Here is a 16145-nt window from a genome sequence, read left to right as displayed (position 1 = left end):
AAAACCGACCCTCAGAGCTTAGACGGCATCTGCAAAACCGGCGGTCGGCGCGATGTGATTGATTTCGTGGGAAACCCTGGATGCATTGCGCCAGTCTGGTTGGCAACAGCCGTGGGAAATCGTTCGTTAACAAAGTGAGAAAGCGCCATTGTTTGGCGTAAACGCCGTTATCGCTGGGCTGTGGCTGTGGATAGACTCGTGGCAAGCCGCGCAGGAGCTGCCGAAGGCTGCGATCTTTTGATCTTGATCTTTCGCTCAGGATTCAATTGACTGGGAAAAGATCGCAGCCTCGTTGCACTCGGCAGCTCCTACGGACGCTGGCGTTTTCCCAGAGGTCTTTACCATGCAGCAATACCTGAACCCCAGCCGCTTCATCGACAGTGATCACCCCGCCGTCATCGAGTTCGCCGAAACCCATCGCGGCACTGATCGCGACCCACGGGCACAGGCAATCAGCCTGTATTACGCGGTGCGCGAGGCCGTGCGTTACAACCCCTATACCTTCAGTCGCGATCCGCAGACCCTGCGTGGCAGTTACGCACTGGCCTGCGGTGAAAGCTATTGCGTGCCCAAGGCGACCTTGCTGGCCGCCTGCGCCCGCCATTGTGGTATCCCGGCGCGCATCGGTCTGGCGGATGTGCGTAATCACTTGTCCACTGCGCGCCTGCTGGAGTTGCTCAAGAGTGACGTGTTCGCCATGCACGGTTATACCGAGCTCTACCTGAACGAGCGCTGGGTCAAGGCCACGCCGGCCTTCAATCAAGGTTTGTGTGAGTTGTTCGACATAGCCCCCCTGGAATTCGACGGCCTCCAAGACAGCGTTTTCCACCCGTTCAATCGCCAGGGCGCCAAGCTGATGGAGTACGTCACCGACCACGGCCAATTCGCCGATGTGCCCGAAGCGTTCTTCTTCGAACACCTGGAAAAATGCTACCCGCACTTGTTCGACGAGCAAATGCCGCCCCTGCTTGGCGACATGCAGAGCGATTTGAGCCGCGGCTGATCCGGCGTATGCTGCTGCGGCATTTATTCATCGGAGCAAGCCGTGATGCTGAAGATCTGGGGTCGGAAAAATTCATCGAATGTGCGCAAGGCGCTGTGGTGCGCCGAAGAACTGGGGCTGGCCTACGAGGCCATCGATGCGGGTGGTGCGTTCGGTGTGGTGGACACGCCTGAGTATCGTGCAAAGAACCCCAATGGCCGCGTCCCGATGATCGAAGACGACGGTTTCGTGCTTTGGGAGTCCAACACCATCGTGCGTTATCTGGTGTCTCGCCACGCTCCGGGTTCGGCCTGGTATCCGGCAGACCCCCAGGCTCGGGCCATGGCTGATAAGTGGATGGACTGGACCACCTCCTCGTTTGCCGATCCGTTTCGCACCGTGTTCTGGGGTGTGTTGCGCACCCCTGCCGAGCAGCAGGACTGGGCGGCGATCCATGCGGCCATCAAGGTCTGCGACGGCTTGCTAGCGATGGCGGACCAGACGTTGAGCGAGCAACCCTACCTCAGCGGGGATGAAATCGGCATGGGCGATATTCCCTTGGGCAGTTTCATTTATGCCTGGTTCGAGATGCCCATCGAACGTGCTGCGCTGCCTCATCTACAAGCCTGGTACGCCCGGCTGCAGCAGCGTCCGGCGTATCGCAAGGCGGTGATGACCGCGTTGACTTAATACTTACTATCGACACGCTTGACTGTACTTGTGCGGCGACGCCACGCACCATTGCCTTCGTGCGCCGTGGTTGTATTGCTCGCCGTGCGCCCTTATCTAATTCTTTCTTCCCCTTCTTGGTGCGTAATCCGATATGAGTTCCGCTCTGTCCATCCGGCAGCTAACCAAAACCTACGGCAACGGTTTCCAGGCCTTGAGTGGTATCGATCTGGACGTCGCCGAAGGTGATTTTTTCGCCTTGCTCGGCCCCAACGGTGCTGGCAAATCCACCACCATCGGCATTCTTTCCACCCTGGTGAATAAAACCAGCGGTACGGTGAATATCTTCGGTCATGATCTGGACCGTGAACCCGCCGCTCTCAAGCGCTGCATCGGCGTGGTGCCCCAGGAGTTCAATTTCAACCAGTTCGAAAAGACCTTCGACATCGTTGTGACCCAGGCCGGTTACTACGGTATTCCGCCGAAGATCGCCAATGAGCGCGCCGAGAAGTATCTGACTCAATTGGGGTTGTGGGACAAGCGTGATGTGCCGTCCCGTTCCTTGTCCGGCGGCATGAAGCGACGCCTGATGATTGCTCGTGCCCTGGTGCATGAGCCACGCCTGCTGATCCTCGACGAACCCACCGCGGGGGTCGACATCGAGCTGCGTCGTTCGATGTGGACCTTCCTGACCGAGCTGAACCAGAAAGGCATCACCATCATCCTCACCACCCATTATCTGGAAGAGGCCGAGCAGCTGTGCCGCAACATCGGCATCATCGACCATGGCACCATCGTCGAGAACACCAGCATGCGACAGTTGCTCAGCCAATTGCATGTTGAGACGTTCCTGCTGGACCTGAAGAGCGATCTGAAGACCGTGCCGCAACTTATCGGTTATCCGGCCCGCCTGGTGGACCATCACACACTGGAAGTCCAGGTGGATAAAGCCGTCGGCATTACCGGCTTGTTCTCGCAACTGGCGCTGCAAAACATTGAAGTGCAGAGCCTGCGCAACAAAACCAATCGCCTCGAGGAGTTGTTCGTGTCTCTGGTGGAAAAAAATCTGGCGAAGGTGGCTGTATGAGTTCCGAACTGCGACCCAACCTCATTGCCCTCAACACGATCGTTTATCGCGAAGTCCGACGCTTCATGCGGATCTGGCCGCAGACCCTGCTGCCGCCGGCAATCACCATGGTTTTGTACTTCGTGATTTTCGGCAACCTGATCGGCCGGCAGATCGGCGACATGGGTGGCTTCACGTACATGGACTACATCGTGCCGGGGCTGATCATGATGTCGGTGATCACCAACTCCTACGGTAATGTGGTCTCCAGTTTCTTCGGCAGCAAGTTCCAGCGCTCGATCGAGGAACTGATGGTCTCGCCGGTTTCGCCCCATACGATCCTGATCGGCTACACCTTGGGCGGTGTATTGCGTGGGTTGGCGGTGGGCTTGATCGTGACCTTGCTGTCACTGTTCTTCACCGATCTGCAAGTGCATCATTTGGGCGTGACGATATTGGTGGTGGTGTTCACCGCCACGATCTTTTCGCTGCTGGGGTTCATCAATGCGGTGTTCGCGCGCAACTTCGATGATATTTCCATCATCCCGACGTTCGTGCTCACGCCACTGACTTACCTGGGCGGAGTGTTCTACTCGATCTCCCTGCTGCCACCGTTCTGGCAGACCGTGTCCCTGGCCAACCCGGTGCTGCACATGGTCAACGCGTTCCGCTACGGCATCCTAGGGGTGTCGGACATCCGGATCAGCGTTGCGATCACCTTCATGCTGGTGGCAACCGTGGTGCTCTATGTCGGTTGTGCGCGGCTGTTGGTCAGTGGGCGGGGGATGCGTACTTAGAACCCGGCAGGTGTGCTGACTGACATACCGCTATCGCGAGCAGGCTCGCTCCCACATGGAAATGCAAAAAAGGCCTCCATTCACTGGAGGCCTTTTTGCATTTCACATCCGGCTTTTCTTGCGCCGTCTCCACTGCCGCGCCACCCACCAGCGCCAATAGATCATGGTCATGAAATAGGCCAGGGCGCCCAGCACCAGGCCGGTCACCACCGACCCCAACAGAAACGGCTGCCACAAGGTGGACAGCTGGTTGGTGATCCATTCCCAGGTCAGTTCTTCCGGTAACGTGCGGGCAGGCACGTCCATCAACCAGGCGCCGGTCTGGTAGGTGCAGAAAAATACAGCGGGCATGGTGAGAGGGTTGGTCAGCCAGACCAGGCTCACCGCAATTGGTATGTTGCCGCGTACCGTGATGGCCAGTGCGGCGGCCAGCAGCATCTGCAAGGGGATCGGCAAAAAGGCGGCAAACAGGCCGACAGCCATCGCCCGAGCCACCGAGTGTCGGTTGAGGTGCCAAAGGTTGGGGTCGTGGAGCAATGAACCGAGAAAGCGTAAGGATTTATGTTCCCGAATACTCGCTGGGTCAGGCATGTAACGTTTGAAAAGGCGCCGGGGCATAAGGCTTCTCGGTCGGTTCAAAGCGGTAAGGCCGCAAGTATGTCCGCATTCTACGGCTGACTGATTCAGACTTTGTGACAATTGTTAACGCGCACCGTGCCGTAGACCGACTATGCCTGAAGAGAAGACTCTCAAGGACAGGCTTATGCGCACAGGGATGGTCGCGCTTGCACTGGGGCTATTGACCCCGGTTTTTTTTCCGGCGCTGCCGCCGTTGTGGCTGATTGCGGTCATGCCAGTGCTTGCGCTGATGTTTTTACCGTTTCGAACTCATTCATTGGGCTTTTTCCTGCTTGGATTGGCCTGGGCGTGTCTGTCAGCGCAGTTGGCCTTGGACGAGCGGTTGCCTGTCGCGCTGGACGGAGAAACCCGCTGGGTCGAAGGGCGCGTCGTCGGTTTACCGCAATACAGTGAGGGTGTGGTGCGTTTCGAACTGGCCGATGCCCATTCCCGCCGCACACGGCTGCCGTCGTCGATGCGCCTGGCCTGGTTCGGTGGACCGCCTGTGAGCAGCGGCGAGCAATGGCGATTGGCGGTGAAGCTCAAGCGCCCCGTCGGTCTCCTGAACCCCCATGGCTTCGATTACCAAGCCTGGCTGTTGAGTCGGGGCATCGGCGCGACCGGTACGGTAAAGGACGGTCATCTCCAGCAACCTGCCCAAGGCGCCTGGCGCGACGGCGTGCGTCAGGCGCTGGCGCAAGTTGATGCCCAGGGTCGCTCCGGGGCGCTGGCGGCATTGGTCCTGGGGGACGGCGGCGGATTGAGCCGCGATGACTGGCAGGTGCTGCAAGACACCGGCACGGTCCATCTGTTGGTGATTTCCGGGCAACATATCGGGCTGCTCGCCGGGCTGGTGTATCTGCTGGTGGCCGGTGCGGCGCGCTATGGTGTGTGGCCGGTGCGTCTGCCGTGGCTACCTTGGGCCTGCGCGCTGGCCTTTATCGCGGCCCTGGGTTATGGCTTGCTCGCCGGCTTCGAGGTGCCGGTGCGGCGAGCCTGCGCCATGATCGCCCTGGTGCTGCTGTGGCGCTTGCGTTACCGGCATCCGGACCCGTGGTGGGCGTGGCTGCTGGCTTTTAATGGGGTGCTGGTGTTCGACCCGCTGGCCAGCCTGCGGCCGGGATTCTGGCTGTCGTTCGCCGCGGTGGCGATCCTGATGTTTACTTTCGGCGCTCGGCTGGGACCCTGGCGCTGGTGGCAAACCTGGACCCGTGCCCAGTGGCTGGTTGCGGTCGGGCTGTGCCCGATATTGTTGGTATTGGGTTTGCCGGTCAGCCTCAGCGGGCCCTTGGTGAACCTGGTGGCGGTGCCCTGGGTCAGCCTGTTGGTGTTGCCGCCAGCGCTGCTCGGTACGGCGTTACTGCCGTTGCCGTTCGTGGGTGAGGGACTGCTTTGGATCGCTGGCGGGTTGCTCGATCTGCTATTCAAGGGGCTGGCACTGGTGGCCGGACGAATGCCGGCATGGGTCCCGACGGCTATCTCCGGCTGGGCATGGAGCGTGGCGGCTCTTGGGGCTCTGTTGCTGTTGCTACCGAAAGGCGTACCGATGCGGGTCCTGGGATGGCCGATGTTGCTGCTGGTGGTTTTTCCTCCTCGGGAGGAAGTACCCCCAGGCCAAGCCGAAATCTGGCAACTGGACGTAGGCCAAGGGCTGGCGGTATTGGTGCGCACCCGTCGTCATACACTGCTTTACGACGCGGGGCCGCGCTTTGGCGAGGCCGACGCAGGTGAGCGCGTGGTGCTGCCCACCTTGCGCAAGCTGGGCGTCGTCGGATTGGACCTGATGCTGCTCAGCCATGCCGACGCCGATCACGCCGGTGGCGCCGGCGCGGTGCGCAACGGGTTACCAACGACTCGGGTCGCCAGCGGAGACCCTGCCGCGTTGCCTGCCGATCTGCGGGCAGAGGCGTGTGACAGTGGCGCGCGCTGGGAATGGGACGGGGTCTGGTTCGAGCTGTGGCAATGGTCATCGGCCCTTGAAAGCAACCAGAGGTCCTGCGTTCTGCTGATCGAGGCCGGCGGTGAGCGGTTGTTACTCACCGGAGACATCGATAGCCATGCCGAGCGCGCCTTGCTTGACGGGCCTCTGGCGGTGCCGATCCAGTGGCTGGCGGCGCCTCATCACGGTAGCCGCAGTTCATCGTCGATGGTGCTGCTGTCACGCCTCAAACCCCATTCGGTGCTGATCTCCCGAGGTCAAGGCAATGCATTCGGACATCCTCATCCTCGGGTGATGGCTCGCTATCGCCGCTTGGGCATGGCGATCTACGACAGCGCCGAACAGGGTGCCATTCGTCTGCAACTGGGAGCCTTCGAACCGCCGCGCCTCCAGGCCGACCAACGACGATACTGGCGCGACCCACCGACGGCGGGACCGCAGACGCCACATTGATCCGGGTCAGCTGCCGCGACGGGGTTATCGCTGGAGCGGGCCTGCAAGGCGAGTCTGTATGATAAAGTGGCGCACTTTTTCGAGGGGGCTGTCACTGTGTGGGAATTGGTCAAATCCGGCGGCTGGATGATGTTGCCGATCATTCTGAGTTCCATCGTGGCGCTGGGGATTGTTGCCGAACGGCTGTGGACCCTGCGGGCCAGTCGCGTGACCCCGGAGCATTTGCTTGGCCAGGTCTGGGTCTGGATCAAGGACAAGAAGCTGAACAAGGACCGGCTCAAGGAGCTGCGGGCCAGTTCACCTCTGGGTGAAATCCTCGCTGCGGGCCTGGCAAATTCCAAGCATGGTCGCGAGATCATGAAGGAGTGCATCGAAGAAGCCGCCGCCCGGGTCATCCATGAGCTGGAACGCTACATCAATGCCCTGGGCACCATCGCCGCCATGGCCCCGTTGCTGGGCCTGCTGGGCACGGTGCTGGGCATGATCGACATTTTCAGTTCGTTCACCGGCGCCGGCATGACCGCCAATGCCTCGGTGCTGGCAGGGGGGATTTCCAAGGCCTTGATCACCACGGCCGCCGGGTTGATGGTGGGGATACCTTCCGTGTTTTTCCATCGCTTCCTGCAACGGCGCATCGATGAACTGGTGGTGGGCATGGAGCAGGAAGCCATCAAGCTGGTCGAGGTGGTGCAAGGCGACCGTGACGTGGACCTGGCCGAGGGCAAGAAGTGAAATTCCGCCGCAAACCACGGGAAACGGTCGAGATCAACCTTGCGTCGCTGATTGACGTGGTGTTCATCCTGCTGCTGTTTTTCGTCGTGACCACCACCTTCACCCGGGAAACCCAGCTCAAGGTGGAATTGCCGGAAGCGGTCAGCGGCTCGCCGGCCGAAGACCAGCAGCTCAAGAACCTGGAAGTCACCATCAGCGCAGAAGGGACGTTTTCGGTGAACAATCAGTTGCTGCCCAAGAGCGACCTGGCGAGCCTGATCGATGCGCTGCAGAAAGAGTCCGGCGGCGATACCAGCCTGCCGCTGTCCATCAGCGCCGACGGCAAGACCCCCCATCAATCCGTCATCACCGCCATGGACGCGGCCGGCAAGCTCGGCTTCAGCCATCTGCGCATGACCACCGTCGAGGCGGCGCCGGCGCCCTGATGGCCATGTCTGATCGATTGCTTGCCGCCTGGTACGACGGTCACCCGGCCCTGACGCTGTTGCGGCCGTTGGAGTGGTTGTACCGGCGGGTGGTCGTGGGCAAGCGCGAGCGTTTCCTGGCGGGCGAGGGTGAGATTTACCAACCGCCCGTGCCGTTGGTGGTAGTGGGTAACATCACCGTAGGCGGCACCGGCAAGACGCCGTTGATCCTGTGGATGATCCAGCATTGCCAGCGCAGTGGCCTGCGGGTCGGCGTGGTGAGCCGGGGTTATGGCGCTAAACCACCCCATCTGCCGTGGCGAGTCGAGGCCGGGCAGGGCGCCGACGTCGCGGGCGACGAGCCTCTGCTGATTGTCCAGCGTACCGGCGTGCCGTTGGTGATCGATCCGGATCGCAGTCGGGCGGTCCGGGCGCTGCTGGAGGCTCAACCGCTGGACCTGATCCTGTCCGACGACGGCATGCAACATTACCGCCTGGCCCGGGACCTTGAGTTGGTGCTGATCGACAACGCTCGCGGCCTGGGCAATCGACGTTGTCTGCCTGCCGGTCCGTTGCGTGAACCCGTTGAGCGTCTGCAATCGGTCGATGCCGTGCTGTATAACGGCGCCAGCGCCGACCGCGAAGACGGCTTTGCCTTCGAGCTGCGCCCCACTGCCCTGGTGAATCTGGCCAGCGGCGAACGGCGGCCACTGGACCATTTTCCGCCTGGCCAGGCCCTGCATGCGGTGGCCGGAATCGGCAATCCCCGACGTTTCTTCAATACCCTCGAAACGCTACACTGGCGACCTATACCGCACGGGTTTGCCGACCACGCCCAATACAGCGCCCAGGCATTGAATTTCACGCCGTCGTTGCCGGTGGTCATGACGGAAAAGGACGCGGTCAAATGCCGTGCCTTCGCCGAACCCCACTGGTGGTACCTGGCGGTGGACGCCGCGCCGTCGCCGGCCTTCGCGGACTGGTTCGATACCCAGTTGATGCGCCTGCTGCCGGACCGGCTTTTGCCTTAAAACCATTTATCCAGGGAAATATTCATGGACACCAAATTGCTCGACATTCTGGCCTGCCCGGTCTGCAAAGGTCCGCTCAAGCTCAGCGCTGACAAGACCGAGCTGATCAGCAAGGGCGCCGGCCTGGCCTATCCGATTCGCGATGGCATCCCGGTGATGCTCGAAAGCGAAGCCCGTACCCTGACCACCGACGAGCGCCTGGATAAATGACCGCAGCCTTTACCGTTGTCATTCCGTCGCGCTTTGCCTCGACGCGCCTGCCCGGCAAACCGTTGCTGTTGATCGCCGGCAAGCCGATGATCCAGCACGTGTGGGAACAGGCTTGCAAAAGCAGCGCCCAGCGCGTGGTAGTGGCGACCGACAATGCGCGCATCGTGGAGGCCTGCAAGGGCTTTGGCGCCGAAGTGGTGCTGACTCGCGAGGATCACAACTCCGGGACTGATCGCCTGGCGGAAGTCGCCGCCAAGCTGGGCCTGGAGCCCGACGCCATTGTGGTCAATGTGCAGGGCGATGAACCGTTGATCCCGCCCAGCGTGATCGATCAGGTTGCAAACAATCTGGCCGCCCACCCCGAAGCGCGTATGGCCACCCTGGCCGAGCCGATCGAGGATCTGCAAACCCTGTTCAACCCCAACGTGGTCAAGGTCGTCAGCGATCTCAATGGCCTGGCGCTGACCTTCAGCCGCGCCACCTTGCCCTGGGCCCGGGATGCATTCGCGCACAACCGGGACGTCATGCCTGACGGCGTGCCGTACCGCCGCCACATCGGCATCTACGCTTACCGCGCCGGTTTCCTTCAGGACTTCGTCGCCTGGGGCCCGTGCTGGCTGGAAAACACCGAATCCCTGGAGCAACTGCGTGCCCTGTGGCACGGCGTGCGAATCCACGTCGCCGATGCGCTGATTGCCCCGCCGACCGGCGTCGACACCGTAGAAGACCTCGAGCGCGTTCGTCGCCTGCTGGAGGCCTGATGCGGGTTTTGTTTGTCTGCCTCGGCAACATCTGCCGATCACCCACCGCTGAAGGCATCCTGCGGCACAAGCTGCGCGAGGCCGGGCTGGCCGAACAGGTGGAAGTCGCTTCCGCCGGCACCGGTGACTGGCATGTCGGCAAGGCTCCGGACAAACGCAGCCAGGCTGCGGCCCTGCGACGCGGCTATGACCTGTCGGCCCAGCGTGCCCGCCAAGTCAGCCGGGCCGATTTTGCCGCTTATGACCTGATTCTGGCGATGGACGGCAGCAACCTGCGCAATTTAAAAGCCCTGCAACCGAGCAATGGCAGGGCCGAACTGGATCTGTTCCTGCGCCGCTACGAGGCTGAGCTCGATGACGTGCCGGATCCGTACTACGACGGCGAGCAGGGTTTCGAGCAAGTGCTGGACCTGATCGAGCGTGCCACGGATCGCCTGGTGCTCGAATTGAAGGGGCGGTTATGACCTTGCAGGTGCGGGCCGACGTCAGCCTCAAACCATTCAACAGCTTTGGCGTGGACGTTACCGCCCGGTTGTTCGCCGAAGCTCACAGCGATGCCGATGTTCGCGAGGCGCTGGCCTATGCCAGTGCCAATGATGTGCCGTTGCTGGTGATCGGTGGCGGCAGCAACCTGCTGCTGACTGGCGATATTGACGCGCTGGTGCTGCGCATGGCCAGCCAAGGCATTCGCCTGCTCAGCGATGATGGCGAGCGGGTGCTGATCGAAGCCGAAGCAGGAGAACCGTGGCACCCCTTCGTCCAGTACACGCTGGCGCAAGGCTGGTCGGGACTGGAGAACCTCAGCCTGATCCCCGGTACGGTGGGGGCCGCGCCGATGCAAAACATCGGTGCCTACGGCGTGGAGATCAAGGATGTCTTCGCGGGCCTCACCGCCCTGGATCGCCAAACCGGTGAACAGCACGATTTCACCCTCGAAGAATGCCGTTTCGCCTACCGCGACAGTCTGTTCAAGCAGCAAACGGGTCGCTGGCTGATCCTGCGGGTGCGCTTTGCCCTCAGTCGCGCCGCGCTTTTACACTTGGAGTACGGTCCGGTCCGCCAGCGGTTGACCGAACTGGGCATTGAACAGGCGACCCCCTTGGATGTCAGTCGGGCCATTTGCAGCATTCGCAGCGAAAAGCTCCCTGACCCGGCCGTGCTGGGCAATGCCGGCAGTTTCTTCAAGAACCCGTTGGTGCCGGCTTCGCACGTCGCGCAACTCAAGCTGCAATACCCGGACCTGGTGGCTTATCCACAGCCCGAAGGGCAGATGAAAATCGCCGCCGGTTGGTTGATCGAGCGGGCCGGCTGGAAGGGGGTTCGCGAAGGCGACGCCGGGGTGCATAAGTTGCAGGCGCTGGTGCTGGTCAACTACGGCTGCGCCACCGGTCCGCAGCTGCTGGATCTGGCCCTGCGCATCCAGAAAGACATTGCCGAACGTTTTCAGGTCGATCTGGAAATGGAACCCAATCGGTACTGAATCTGGCTTTCACCAACGGCCCTGCACAAACCTCGCACAAGGATCATTTGTGCAGGATTGTGCAGGGCTTTTTGCTTAATCCTGGGTTAATTTAATGGGCTAACGATGCGACCATCGCATTATTGAAGGCCCGGTGCAGGCGCTTGCGTGTTTGCACAAGAGAGCCCGATTAGCCTGAGTCAGTCTGCGCCAACCGAACCGTTGCCCAAACGGCAGATTGCTCGACCCCATAACTCGATCACTATGCGGGCGTGCTCATGATTACCCTGAAGCTCAATGGAAAAGATCACCAACTGGATGTGACCGAGGACATGCCGCTGTTATGGGCTATCCGCGATGTAGCCGGTTACAACGGCACCAAATTTGGCTGCGGCATGGGCCTGTGCGGCGCCTGCACCATCCACGTCGACGGTGCCCCGGTGCGTAGTTGCATCACCCCGATTGGCTCGGTGAAAGGCCAGAATGTCACCACCATCGATGCGCTTCACGTCGACCCGGTCGGGCAAATTGTCCAGAAGGCCTGGCTCGATACGGCAGTGGCCCAGTGTGGTTACTGTCAGGGCGGGCAAATCATGTCCGCGACCGCTTTGCTCAAGACCAATCCCAACCCGAGCGATGAGCAGATCGAAGAGGCCATGGTCGGCAACATCTGCCGCTGCGGTACCTATAACCGGATCAAGACTGCGATCCGTCAGGCTTCCACCCACCTGAAGGAGGCCAAGGCATGAGCCGCTTACCTAATGATTTTGTGCTGAGCAACCTCAGCCGGCGTGGTTTCCTCAAAGGCGCGAGCGCCACTGGCGTGTTGGTGCTGGCCGCCAGTTGGGGCCTGCCGGACGCCTTTGCCGAGGACAAGAAGTTCGGTGGCGAGGGCATGCCCAATGGTGTGATCGACGACCCGAAGGTGTACGTGAGCATCGCCGCCGATGGCAGTGTGACGGTGATCTGCAACCGTTCGGAGATGGGCCAGGGCGTGCGTACCAGCCTGACCATGGTGGTAGCCGATGAACTGGACGCTGATTGGGCGCGGGTCAAGGTGCTGCAGGCACCGGCTGATGAGGTCCGCTTCGGCAACCAGGACACCGACGGTTCGCGCAGCATGCGCCACTGGTACGAGCCGATGCGTCGTTGCGGGGCCGCGGCCCGGACCATGCTGGAACTGGCCGCTGCTGCCCAGTGGAACGTCCCGGTAAGCGAGTGTCGTGCTCAATTGCACAACGTCGTGCACCAGCCTTCCGGTCGGGAACTGGGGTATGGCGCGTTGGCCGCCGCGGCCAGTGCCTTGCCAGTTCCAGCCCGTGACAGCCTGCGCCTCAAGCAGCCTTCGGAGTTTCGCTACATCGGTAAGGAGTCGAGCCGGGCCATCGATGGCGAAGACGTCGTCAACGGTCGTGCCGTGTTCGGCGCCGATGTGCATTTCGATGGCATGCTCTATGCCGTCGTGGCTCGCCCGCCAGTCTATGGCGGCAAGGTCAAGAGCGTGGACAGCAGCGCGGCGCTGAAAGTACCGGGCGTGGTCAAGGTGCTGCAGATCGAAGGACGTCCGCTGCCCTCGGAGTTCCAGCCTTTGGGCGGCGTGGCGGTGGTGGCGAAAAACACCTGGGCGGCGATCAAGGGCCGCGAGGCGCTGAAAATCGAATGGGACGACGGTCCGAATGCCGGCTATGACTCCGTCGCCTATCGCAAGGAGCTGGAAGCCGCCGCCCTCAAGCCTGGCAAAGTCTTGCGCAACACGGGCGACCTCGACGAGGCGCTGGCCAAGGCCGGCTCGACCCTGGAGGCGTCCTATTACCTGCCGCACCTGTCTCAGTCGCCGATGGAGCCGATGGTCGCTGTCGCCCGGTTCAAGGATGGCCAGTGCGAAGCCTGGGCACCGAGCCAGGCGCCGCAGGTCACCCGTGAACGCGTCGCCGAGCGATTGGGGATCCCTTTCGACAAGGTCACGGTGCACATCACGCTGCTGGGTGGTGGTTTCGGGCGTAAGTCCAAGCCCGATTTTGTCCTCGAAGCGGCCGTGTTGGCCAAGGAGTTTCCAGGCCAGGCGGTACGGGTGCAGTGGACCCGCGAAGATGACATCCATCATTCGTATTTCCACACCGTATCGGCCGAATACCTCAAGGCTGGCCTGAACCAGGACGGGATGCCGTCCGGCTGGCTGCATCGCACCGTAGCCCCGAGCATCACCGCACTGTTTGCACCGGGCATGACCCACGAAGCGCCGTTCGAAGTGGGCATGGGCGTGACCAACATGGCCTATGCGATTGCCAACATGCGCCTGGAGAATCCCGAAGCGGTGGCCCATACGAGGGTCGGCTGGTACCGCTCGGTGTCGAACATTCCCCACGGTTTTGCGATTCAGAGTTTCATCGACGAATTGGCCCACAAGGCCGGCCAGGATCCACTGGCGTATCACGTCAAATTGCTTGGCCCGGACCGTAAGATCGATCCGCGTACCTTGAATGAAGAATGGAATTACGGCGAATCCCCTGAGCGTTATCCCATCGATACGGCGCGAATCCGCACGGTGCTGGAAACCGCCGCCAAGGCCGCCGGTTGGGGCCGTAAACTGCCCAAGGGCCGTGGCCTGGGGCTGGCGGTGCATTACAGCTTCGTCACCTACGTGGCGGCAGCGCTTGAGGTGGAGGTCAAGGACGATGGTACGTTGATCGTGCACAAGGCCGATATTGCCGTGGACTGCGGCCCGCAGATCAACCCCGAGCGCATCCGCTCCCAGTTCGAAGGCGCCTGTGTCATGGGCTTGGGCAATGCGGTGGTGGGGGAGATCAGCTTCAAGGACGGCAAGGTCCAGCAAGACAACTTCCACATGTACGAAGTGGCGCGCATGTCCCTGGCACCCAAGGAAGTGGCCGTGCATCTGGTCACGCCGCCGGGCGAGGTGCCGTTGGGCGGGGTAGGTGAGCCGGGTGTACCGCCGATTGCGCCGGCGCTGTGCAACGCGATTTTTGCCGCCACCGGCAAGCGCATCCGTGAGTTGCCCGTGCGTTACCAGTTGCAAGGTTGGCAGCAGGCCAAGGCCTGATGGACAGCGTTGATCTGAACGTCCTGCGTAGCGTGCTTCAATGGCGCCGCGCCGGGCAGCGGGTGGTGTTGTTTACGGTGGTCCAGACCTGGGGCACCGCGCCGAGGCCGCCGGGGGCGATGTTGGCCCTGCGCGAGGACGGCGTGGTGATTGGCTCGGTGTCGGGTGGCTGTGTCGAGGATGACCTGATCGCCCGGCTGCACGACGGGCGTATTCCGGCGGACGGTCCGCCGGTGCAGTTCATCACCTATGGCGTGACTCGTGAGGAGGCGGCGCGTTTCGGCCTGCCGTGCGGCGGCACCTTGCGCTTGACCGAAGAACGGGTCGGCGATTGGCAGTGGGTCGCAGAGCTGCTGGAGCGCTGCGAAGACCATGAGATTGTCGCCCGAGAGCTGACCGTCGCCACAGGCGAGGTGGTGCTGACGCCAGCGAGCAAAACCGACGCCTTGGTATTCGACGGTCAAGTCTTGCGGACCCTCTACGGCCCGCGCTGGCGGCTGCTGTTGATCGGTGCAGGACAACTGTCGCGTTATGTGGCAGAAATGGCCCGGTTGCTGGATTTCGAGGTGTTGATCTGCGATCCGCGCAAGGAATTTGTCTACGGGTGGGAAGAGCAGCATGGCCGCTTCGTTTCCGGCATGCCTGACGAAGCGGTGTTGAGCATCCAGACTGACGAGCGCACGGCCATTGTCGCCCTGACCCATGATCCACGATTGGACGACATGGCGTTGCTCACGGCCCTGGACTCCAAGGCTTTTTATGTCGGGGCCTTGGGCTCCCGGGTCAACAGCCAGAAGCGCCGGGACAACCTGGCTCAGCTAGGCTTGTCAGCACAGGCTATCGAGCGGCTGCACGGGCCGATCGGTTTGCACATCGGCAGTCATACGCCGGCGGAAATTGCCTTGTCGTTGCTGGCTGAAATCGTGGCGATCAAGAATGGCGTCGAGTTGCGCCAGAAGAAGCCGCTGTAATCAGCCGGCGAGGAGGAGGGATGTCTGGATCGATTGGCGTGATCATTCTCGCGGCAGGATCGGGCAGTCGTTTCCGTGAGGTGGCAGGCCAGGACAAAGATAAGTTGCTGGCCGATTGCACGGGCCGTGATGGCGCCGTCCGATCGGTCATTGAGCAGGTGTTGGTGAACTTGCCTGCCTCCTTGGAAAAGCGTGTGCTGGTGACCCGCGAGGATCGTCCACAGGCGATTCGCATGGCGCAGGCTTATGGGTGTGATTTTGTCGAGCTGGACTCGCCCGGCCTGGGTGACAGTATCGCCGCGGGTGTCCAGGCTTGCCCGGACCTTGATGGCTGGTTGATCGTGCTGGGTGACATGCCGTTCATCCTGCCGTCGAGCATCGAGCAGGTGGTGGCGCAGATCAGCGAGGATGGCATCAGTGTGCCGGTCCTTGGGGGTGAATATGGGCATCCTGTCGGATTTGGCCGTGCGTTTGGTGCGAAATTGATGGCATTGACCGCAGATCGCGGCGCCAAGGTGTTGTTTGCCGGGGCACGAGTGGTTGAGGTGGCGGTGGACGATCCTGGCGTGACGTGGGATGTCGATGTGCCAGAGGCCCTGGCCTTCAAATAACAGACGACGCAGAACCCTGTGGGAGCGGGCTTGCTCGCGATAGCGGTCTGACATTCAGCATTGATGTAGCTGATCCAACGCTATCGCGAGCAAGCTTTGCTCCCACAGTGGATCTTCAGCGGGCATAAAACTTGTGCCCGGCCGCAGTTCGCAGCTTCTCCTGTGGGAGCCAAGCTTGCTCGCGAAAGCGGTCTGACATTCAGCATTGATGCAAGCTGACCCGGCGCCATCGCGAGCAGGCTCGCTCCCACAGTGGATCTTCAGCGGGCATAAAACTTGTGCCCGGCCGCAGTTCGCAGCTCCCCCTGAGGGAGCCAAGCTTGCTGGCGATAGCGGTCTGACATTCAGCATTGATGCAAGCTGACCCGGCGCCATCGCGAG

The 16145-nt window shown here is 61.6% G+C and carries 17 protein-coding genes; 16 read left to right on the top strand and 1 reads right to left on the bottom strand.

The genetic code is table 11. The features are described 5' to 3' along the window. Nucleotides 1-343 precede the first annotated feature (343 nt). The 4 genes from MA884_RS16555 to MA884_RS16540 all read left to right on the top strand — a co-directional run bounded on the left by MA884_RS16555 (nt 344) and on the right by MA884_RS16540 (nt 3514). Nucleotides 344-1003 carry a transglutaminase family protein gene (locus MA884_RS16555; protein ID WP_256231519.1) on the top strand — a complete coding sequence of 220 codons (660 nt, stop codon included), beginning with the start codon at nt 344-346 and terminating at the stop codon, nt 1001-1003. Between the two features lie 45 nt (nt 1004-1048). Then, entirely contained in the window at nt 1049-1672 is a 624-nt protein-coding gene (locus MA884_RS16550) for a glutathione S-transferase family protein (protein ID WP_256231518.1), read from the top strand. Between the two features lie 133 nt (nt 1673-1805). After that, nucleotides 1806-2738 (top strand): ABC transporter ATP-binding protein, encoded by a 933-nt coding sequence (locus MA884_RS16545; protein ID WP_256231517.1) that lies wholly within the window; start codon nt 1806-1808, stop codon nt 2736-2738. Then, the gene (locus tag MA884_RS16540; RefSeq protein WP_047228178.1) at nt 2735-3514 is read left to right on the top strand and encodes an ABC transporter permease; all 780 of its coding nucleotides are present in this window, start codon (nt 2735-2737) and stop codon (nt 3512-3514) included. Before MA884_RS16545 ends, MA884_RS16540 begins: the two co-directional genes overlap by 4 nt. Before the next feature lie 102 nt (nt 3515-3616). Here the strand turns inward: MA884_RS16540 and MA884_RS16535 are convergent, their stop codons facing one another. Then, nucleotides 3617-4132, bottom strand: a complete 516-nt coding sequence (locus tag MA884_RS16535) for a DUF2062 domain-containing protein (protein WP_256231515.1) — start codon at nt 4130-4132, stop codon at nt 3617-3619. A gap of 145 nt (nt 4133-4277) precedes the next feature. Here MA884_RS16535 and MA884_RS16530 point away from each other — a divergent pair, with 145 nt between their 5' ends. The 12 genes from MA884_RS16530 (at nt 4278) to MA884_RS16475 (ending at nt 15764) form a co-directional block, all read left to right on the top strand. After that, a complete protein-coding gene (locus tag MA884_RS16530; RefSeq protein WP_256231514.1) occupies nt 4278-6524 on the top strand; it encodes a DNA internalization-related competence protein ComEC/Rec2 in 2247 nt (748 codons plus the stop codon). A 96-nt stretch (nt 6525-6620) separates the two neighbouring features. Continuing rightward, nucleotides 6621-7256, top strand: coding sequence for a MotA/TolQ/ExbB proton channel family protein (locus MA884_RS16525; protein ID WP_177513903.1), 636 nt, complete (start codon nt 6621-6623; stop codon nt 7254-7256). After that, nucleotides 7253-7681, top strand: coding sequence for a biopolymer transporter ExbD (locus MA884_RS16520; RefSeq protein WP_047228182.1), 429 nt, complete (start codon nt 7253-7255; stop codon nt 7679-7681). The genes MA884_RS16525 and MA884_RS16520 overlap by 4 nt, the downstream gene beginning before the upstream one ends. Continuing rightward, nucleotides 7681-8691 carry a tetraacyldisaccharide 4'-kinase gene (gene lpxK / locus MA884_RS16515; protein ID WP_256231513.1) on the top strand — a complete coding sequence of 337 codons (1011 nt, stop codon included), beginning with the start codon at nt 7681-7683 and terminating at the stop codon, nt 8689-8691. The genes MA884_RS16520 and lpxK overlap by 1 nt, the downstream gene beginning before the upstream one ends. 24 nt (nt 8692-8715) lie before the next feature. Beyond that, nucleotides 8716-8901, top strand: coding sequence for a Trm112 family protein (locus tag MA884_RS16510; RefSeq protein ID WP_003179363.1), 186 nt, complete (start codon nt 8716-8718; stop codon nt 8899-8901). Then, on the top strand, nt 8898-9662 hold the full coding sequence (gene kdsB / locus MA884_RS16505) for a 3-deoxy-manno-octulosonate cytidylyltransferase (protein WP_256231512.1): 765 nt from the start codon (nt 8898-8900) through the stop codon (nt 9660-9662). The genes MA884_RS16510 and kdsB overlap by 4 nt, the downstream gene beginning before the upstream one ends. After that, nucleotides 9662-10126, top strand: coding sequence for a low molecular weight protein-tyrosine-phosphatase (locus MA884_RS16500; RefSeq protein ID WP_256231511.1), 465 nt, complete (start codon nt 9662-9664; stop codon nt 10124-10126). Before kdsB ends, MA884_RS16500 begins: the two co-directional genes overlap by 1 nt. Then, a complete protein-coding gene (gene murB, locus MA884_RS16495) occupies nt 10123-11142 on the top strand; it encodes a UDP-N-acetylmuramate dehydrogenase (RefSeq protein ID WP_256231510.1) in 1020 nt (339 codons plus the stop codon). Before MA884_RS16500 ends, murB begins: the two co-directional genes overlap by 4 nt. Nucleotides 11143-11399: 257 nt before the next feature. Then, complete coding sequence (locus MA884_RS16490; protein ID WP_256231509.1) at nt 11400-11870, top strand: (2Fe-2S)-binding protein; 471 nt, start codon at nt 11400-11402, stop codon at nt 11868-11870. After that, nucleotides 11867-14182, top strand: coding sequence for a xanthine dehydrogenase family protein molybdopterin-binding subunit (locus MA884_RS16485; protein WP_256231508.1), 2316 nt, complete (start codon nt 11867-11869; stop codon nt 14180-14182). The genes MA884_RS16490 and MA884_RS16485 overlap by 4 nt, the downstream gene beginning before the upstream one ends. Then, on the top strand, nt 14182-15153 hold the full coding sequence (locus MA884_RS16480) for an XdhC family protein (protein ID WP_256231507.1): 972 nt from the start codon (nt 14182-14184) through the stop codon (nt 15151-15153). The genes MA884_RS16485 and MA884_RS16480 overlap by 1 nt, the downstream gene beginning before the upstream one ends. A 20-nt stretch (nt 15154-15173) precedes the next feature. Beyond that, on the top strand, nt 15174-15764 hold the full coding sequence (locus MA884_RS16475; RefSeq protein WP_256231506.1) for an NTP transferase domain-containing protein: 591 nt from the start codon (nt 15174-15176) through the stop codon (nt 15762-15764). Nucleotides 15765-16145 lie beyond the last annotated feature (381 nt).

This window comes from Pseudomonas sp. Q11 (assembly GCF_024494355.1).
Classification (GTDB): Bacteria; Pseudomonadota; Gammaproteobacteria; order Pseudomonadales; family Pseudomonadaceae; genus Aquipseudomonas; species Aquipseudomonas hefeiensis.
Note: the sequence above shows the minus strand (reverse complement) of the source record. Positions and strands in the feature narration are given on the sequence as shown.